At 62.7% G+C, this 6218-nt stretch carries 4 protein-coding genes and 2 tRNA genes; 2 read left to right on the top strand and 4 right to left on the bottom strand.

From position 1 onward, the window contains the following. Positions 1–146: 146 nt before the first annotated feature. From HMPREF3036_RS10365 to HMPREF3036_RS10350, 4 genes are all read right to left on the bottom strand, one after another. Entirely contained in the window at positions 147–1211 is a 1065-nt protein-coding gene (locus HMPREF3036_RS10365; RefSeq protein ID WP_062334210.1) for a malate/lactate/ureidoglycolate dehydrogenase, read from the bottom strand. Positions 1212–1719: 508 nt separating this feature from the next. After that, positions 1720–1795 (bottom strand) — tRNA-Asn (locus HMPREF3036_RS10360). Positions 1796–1837: 42 nt separating this feature from the next. Beyond that, positions 1838–1913: transfer RNA gene (locus tag HMPREF3036_RS10355), tRNA-Asn, on the bottom strand. Positions 1914–2012: 99 nt separating this feature from the next. Then, positions 2013–3209 (bottom strand): amino acid aminotransferase, encoded by a 1197-nt coding sequence (locus HMPREF3036_RS10350; protein ID WP_005433648.1) that lies wholly within the window; start codon positions 3207–3209, stop codon positions 2013–2015. Positions 3210–3409: 200 nt separating this feature from the next. Between HMPREF3036_RS10350 and uvrB the strand changes: the two genes are divergently transcribed. Next, positions 3410–5446 (top strand): excinuclease ABC subunit UvrB, encoded by a 2037-nt coding sequence (gene uvrB, locus HMPREF3036_RS10345; protein ID WP_005433647.1) that lies wholly within the window; start codon positions 3410–3412, stop codon positions 5444–5446. A gap of 203 nt (positions 5447–5649) precedes the next feature. Continuing rightward, complete coding sequence (locus tag HMPREF3036_RS10340; RefSeq protein ID WP_005433646.1) at positions 5650–6162, top strand: low molecular weight protein-tyrosine-phosphatase; 513 nt, start codon at positions 5650–5652, stop codon at positions 6160–6162. Positions 6163–6218 lie beyond the last annotated feature (56 nt).

The raw sequence follows: 6218 nt of genomic DNA, 5'->3' as shown, positions 1-6218 counted from the left end.
ACCCCGGTTTCGAAAGAGACCGGGGTTTTTGTTTTTCAACGCCTCAAGGATTTCGGCCCCGCGGATGCGCAACGGCCCGCAGACGGGGCCTGCGGGCCGGGACCTCAGGAAGTGTCTCAGACGCCTTCAGAGGCCCTTGGGGAGCCTCAGATGACTTCCCAGTGGTGGTGCACGCCTGCGGCCTGGCAGACGTTCAGAATGGCCGCCATTTCGCCGTCGGAGATCTCGACGCCGTTGGCAAGCCTGTCGGCCATGCGGAGGCGTTCGGGTTCGCCCGGCGTGAGCACGGGGTTGTTGACGGGGTCGGGAGCCGGAGAGCTCTTGACGTAGTCGACCATCGCATCGAATTCGGCCTTCATCCAGTCGAGGTTGCCGAGCACGGACGGATCGATCATGAAGGCCGTCATGTTGTTGACGATGCTGCCGTCGCGCTCGTGGCCCGGCTGGATGGTCTCGCCGTGCGCGAGGAGGCCTGCAAGCAGCTCGCAGGCCATGGCGAGGCCCGAGCCCTTGTGCTTGGCGAACGCCATCAGGGCACCCTTCTCGCCTTCCTGCCACATCGGTGTGGGGTCGTTGGTGGGATGACCGTCGACGTCGAGCACCACGGGTTCGTCGAACTTCTTGCCGGCGAGATAGGCGACGCGGGTCTTGCCCATCGCCACGATCGACGTGGCGAAGTCCAGGATGAACGGACCGTGCGCGTCGGTGCCGGGCATCGCCACGCACATGGGATTTGTGCCGAAGCGGGCCTTGGAGCCGTTGAACGGCGCGACGAGCGGAAAGAAGTGGTTGACGTTCACGAAGTGGATCGAGACCATGCCTGCGGCGGCAGCCTGCTCGCCGTAGGTGCCGATGCGGCCGAGATGGCAGCTGCGACCGATCGTGTACATGCAGATGCCGTGCTTCTTCGCGCGCTCGATGGCCATGTCGGTCGCCTCGCGGCCGATGCGCTGGCCGTAGCCTCGGCAACCGTCGAGCTGGAGCACGGGGCCCGTGTCCTTGATGACGTTGAGCGGGGCGTTGGGAATGAGCTTGCCTTCGTTGAGGTACTGGGCGTACATGGCGATCATGCCCACGCCGTGGCTGTCGTGGCCGCGAAGGTTCGCGCCGATCATGTGTTCGGCGACGACGCGGGCTTCGTCCTCGCTGCTGCCGGTGGCCTCGAGGAAGTCACGGGCAAGGCTCTCAAGTTTTGCTGCTGGGTAGCGCATGGCTGTTGTCCTTTATATGAAAGTCGGTTCGAAATCCGCAGGATTCCGATTCCTACATTCTAGGACGACGGGAGGGTGGCGGACATCAGGCTCATGACCTAGTCCTCGAGGCGCTTCGCAAGAAAGCGGGTTCAAAAAAGGGGGCCGCGGACGCATGCGAGCGTCGACGCGGCCCAAGACCCGGCTCTTTCGGTCCACCTGTACCGGAAGAGCCAAACCGGGGAGGGAAGACAGACAGAAAGGTTTCTCTCCACCGGGACGATCCGGATAACCCAATCCGATTCGCCGAAGTCAACGATACATGCCACAAGGCGGTGCCTCAATGGGTAAAGTGCTTAGACGAGAAGGGGAAACGCGGGAATCGTGACGCGCGGCAAAGTGGGCAGGGAAAAGTGCCTAGTGGTTCCGGACTAATGCGAAATCCAAGCCCGAAGGCGGAGGCGTGCGGCGCATTGCAGGGACGAAAAAAAGCGGCGCCTTCTTGCGAAAGCGCCGCTTTTCGAATTCGTGGCTCCCCGAGCTGGGCTCGAACCAGCGACCTGCGGATTAACAGTCCGTCGCTCTACCGACTGAGCTATCGGGGAGTACTTTGAATTGGCCGGTAAGTCGGATTGGCCAATCTGACTTGGCTCCCCGAGCTGGGCTCGAACCAGCGACCTGCGGATTAACAGTCCGTCGCTCTACCGACTGAGCTATCGGGGAATCAAGGACACGAAGTATATCGGAGACTTTGAGTCTTTGGCAAGAGAATTTCTTGAAAATACCATAAACACGGTATGCCTCGTGCCGATTTTTTTCTTCTTATCTTACTCCTGCAATCGCTTTGGCGACGTAGGTTACATTTTCAGTGTTGAGGCCGGCGATGCAAATGCGGCCGTTGGCCACGCCGTAGACGCCGTACTTCTCACGCAGTGCGAGCATCTGTTCGGCGTTGAGGCCTGTGAACGAGAACATGCCCGCCTGACGGACGGCGAAGGAGAGGTCGGCGCCGACGGCCTCGCCCGCGGCGACCAGGCTCTCGCGCATGGAGCGGATGCGGGTGCGCATGCCGGTCACCTCATCCTCCCAGACGGCGTAGAGCTCTTCGTCGTTGAGGACTTCGTTGACGATAGCGGCGCCGTGCGTGGCAGGGTTGGAGTATTCGGCGCGGACGATGGCCTTGATGATGGAGGTGACCACTGCGGCTTCGTCTGCGTTGGGAGTGACGACATGCAGACCGCCCGCACGTTCGCCGTAGAGGCCGAAGTTCTTCGAGCAGGAGGAACTGACCATGAAGGAGACGCCGGCGGCGCACAGGGCGCGGACGGCGGCTGCGTCGTCGTCAAGGCCGGAGCCGAAGCCCTGATAGGCGATGTCGAGGAAGGGAAGCAGGTCGCGTTCCTGAATGATCCTCGTGACCTCGGCCCACTGCTCGGCGTTGAGGTCGTAGCCGGTCGGGTTGTGGCAGCAGGCGTGCAGAAGCACGACCGTGCCGGCCTCGAGGCCCTCGAGACAGGCCTTCATGGCTTCGAAGTCGACGCCGTTCTTCTCCTTGTTGAGGTAGGGGTAGCGGTCGACCTTGAGGCCTGCGTGCTCAAAAAGCGTGATGTGGTTGCCCCAGGTGGGGTTGGAGACGACGGCCTTCGTGAGGCCGAGGTATTCGTGCGCGAACACTGCGCCTAGACGGAGCGCGCCCGTGCCGCCGAGAGACTGGATGGTGGCGATGCGGCCCGAGAGGACGGCTTCGTTCGTGGCGCCGAAGACGAGCTTCTGGATGGCGGCGCAGTAGGCGGGAAGGCCCGACATCGGGATGTAGCCGTGCGGAGCGCCGCGTTGGGCGAGGCGCTGTTCGGCCGCGCCGACGGCCTTCATGAGCGGAAGCCTGCCTTCGTTGTCGAGGTAGATGCCGACGCCGAGGTTGACCTTCGTGTCGCGGGGATCGTTCTTGTAGAGTTCAACGAGGCCGAGAATGGGATCGTCAGGACGGGGTTCAAGGGAAGCAAAGTATTCGCGAGTCATTTTGTGTGGAGCCCGTGTTGAAAAAGAAGCTCCATTCACTATAACCAACCGAGGGACCGCCCGTCGGCTCGGCGGGCGGCTCTCTGAGGGTATTTCGAGATTGGTCAGATGCCATAAGGACTATGAGGTACTGCGTGTTCGCTTCAAAACAGCATACAATCGACTGTCTAACCATCTCAGATCCCTGACCGAGGTTTCCAGTGGCACAGATCGTCCGATATCCCGACTCGCCCTTCATCCTTCACCAGCCCTTTCCGCCGGCGGGCGATCAGCCCTCGGCCATCGAGGCGCTCTCCGAGGGGCTTGAGGACGGCGTCATGTTCCAGACGCTGCTCGGCGTGACGGGTTCGGGCAAGACCTACACGATGGCGAACGTCATCGCGAGGCTCGGCGTCCCCGCCCTCATCATGGCGCCCAACAAGACGCTCGCCGCGCAGACCTACGCTGAAATGCGCGACTTCTTCCCTGAGAACGCCGTGGAGTACTTCGTCTCCTACTACGACTTCTACCAGCCCGAGGCCTACGTCCCCGCACGCGACCTCTTCATCGAGAAGGACGCGGCCGTCAACGAGCACATCGAGCAGATGCGTCTTGCCGCCACCAAGTCCATTCTCGAGCGCCGCGACACGATCATCGTCGCCACCGTCTCGGCGATCTACGGCATCGGCAAGCCCGAGAGCTACACCGAGATGAGGCTCATCCTTCGCGAGGGCGACAGGAAGGACCAGCGCCGGCTCATCACGCAGCTCGTCAAGATGCAGTACCGCCGCACCGACACGGACTTCGTGCGCGGCACATTCCGCGTTCGCGGCGACACGATCGACGTCTTCCCCGCAGAACATGCCGAGAGCGCCGTACGCATCGAGCTCTTCGACGACGAAGTCGAGGCCGTGCATCTCTTCGATCCGCTCACCGGCCGCATCGAGCAGAAGGTGCCCCGCTTCGTCGTGTACCCCGCAAGCCACTACGTCACGCCCCGCGAGGAGGTCATACGTGCCATGACGGGCATCAAGGCCGAGCTCAAGGAGCGTCTCGCCGAGCTCTATGCCGACGGGCGCATCGTAGAGGCGCAACGCCTGCAGCAGCGCACGATGTTCGATCTGGAGATGCTCGATCAGGTGGGCTTCTGCAAGGGCATTGAAAACTACTCCCGCCACCTCACGGGCCTTGCGCCCGGCGAGGCGCCGCCCTGTCTCATCGACTACCTCCCGTCCGACAGCATCATGTTCTTCGACGAGAGCCACGTGATGATGGGACAGCTCGGCGGCATGTACCGCGGCGACCGCGCGCGCAAGGAGACGCTCGTCAACTACGGCTTCCGTCTTCCGTCCGCGCTCGACAACCGCCCGCTCCGCTTCGACGAGTTCGAGCGCAAGATGCGCCGCAGCGTCTTCGTCTCGGCGACGCCCGCAGCCTACGAGCTCGAGAAGAGTTCGGGCGAGGTGGTTGAGCAGGTCGTGCGTCCGACGGGCCTCGTCGACCCCAGGGTCGAGGTGCGTCCCGCCGTCACCCAGGTCGATGACCTGCTCTCCGAGATCACGCTCACTGTGAAGAAGGAGGAGCGCGTGCTCGTGACGACGCTCACAAAGCGCATGGCCGAGGACCTCACGGACTTCCTTTCCGAGCACGGCGTGCGCGTGAGGTACCTCCACTCTGACATCGATACCGTCGAGCGCGTCGAGATCATCCGCGACCTGCGCGCGGGCAGGTTCGACGTGCTCGTGGGCATCAACCTGCTTCGTGAGGGCCTCGACATTCCCGAGGTCTCGCTCGTCGCCATTCTCGACGCGGACAAGGAGGGCTTCCTGCGCAGCGAGCGCTCGCTCATCCAGACGATCGGCCGAGCCGCTCGAAACCTCAACGGCAGGGCGATCCTCTATGCCGACCGCATGACCGACTCGATGGAGCGCGCGCTTGCCGAGACGGGCCGCCGCCGCGAGAAACAGCTCGCCTACAACGCCGAGCACGGCATCGTGCCGCGCGGCGTCAAGAAGGAGATCCGCGACATCATCGACGGCGTCTACAGGGGCCCCGACGTCGCGAAGCCCGCCTCGAGGCGCGTCGAGGAGACCGACTTCGGAGCGCTCGACGAGAAGAGCCTCAGCGCAAGGCTCAAGGAGCTCGAAGCCCGCATGATGGACTTCGCGCGAAACCTCGACTTCGAGAAGGCCGCTCAGGTGCGCGAGGAGATCAAGCACCTGAGGGAGCAGGCGTTCGGAGCATCCGCTGAAGCCTGAGCGAACGGCTCGGGAAGAGGCCTTAGCGGCTTTCCCCGCAAAATTTGTTCAGGTTGCATATGCCTCTGCGGCAATGAAGGCGGGATGACGGGTGAAATTGAGACTAGGCAGAACACGCCTTCTGCAGTAGCATATGCACGTTGGTTTGGAAAACCTGCCCCCTCCCGAGGACGGGGCACTGCAGAATTTCGGAAAACTAGAAAGTGATTAAGGTTCTTTTTGTGTGCACGGGCAACATCTGCCGCAGTCCGACCGCCGAGGCGATCTTCCGCAAGAAGGTCGCGGAGGCCAAGCTTGATGACGTGATTTTTTCGGACAGCGCGGCCACGAGCGGACATCATGTCGGCGAAACGCCCGACGTGAGGGCTCAGCTTGCCTGCCGCAAGCGCGGTCTCGACATCAAGGAGCACCGTGCGCGTGAGATTGCGCCCGAGGATTTCGCGAAGTTCGACCTCATCCTCGTGATGGACTGGGAGAATCTCACCGATCTGCAGCACCGCTCTCCTCCGCAGTTCAAGCACAAGATCCATCTGCTGATGCGCTACGCCAACGACTATGACGCCGCCGTCGTGCCGGATCCGTACTACGGCCTCAACGAGGGCTTCAATCAGGTGCTCGACTACTGCACCGACGCCTGCGGCGGCCTGCTCGAGACGCTCGAGCGCAAGGCCCGCATGATGCAGAAGAGCCTTCAGGCCACGAAGGCCGCCGGCTGATCCTCAGGACGGCCCGTGCATTGAAAAGCCCGCTCCCGCGGGCTTTTCGCGTTGAT

The organism is Sutterella sp. KLE1602 (assembly GCF_001578585.1).
In the GTDB taxonomy this organism is placed as follows: domain Bacteria; phylum Pseudomonadota; class Gammaproteobacteria; order Burkholderiales; family Burkholderiaceae_F; genus Sutterella; species Sutterella wadsworthensis_A.
Note: the sequence above shows the minus strand (reverse complement) of the source record. Positions and strands in the feature narration are given on the sequence as shown.

Coding starts and splice junctions, on each gene's coding strand:
- HMPREF3036_RS10365 (WP_062334210.1), bottom strand. CDS start 1,211: ATGCGCTACCCAGCAGCAAAACTTGAGAGCCTTGCCCGTGACTTCCTC.
- HMPREF3036_RS10350 (WP_005433648.1), bottom strand. CDS start 3,209: ATGACTCGCGAATACTTTGCTTCCCTTGAACCCCGTCCTGACGATCCC.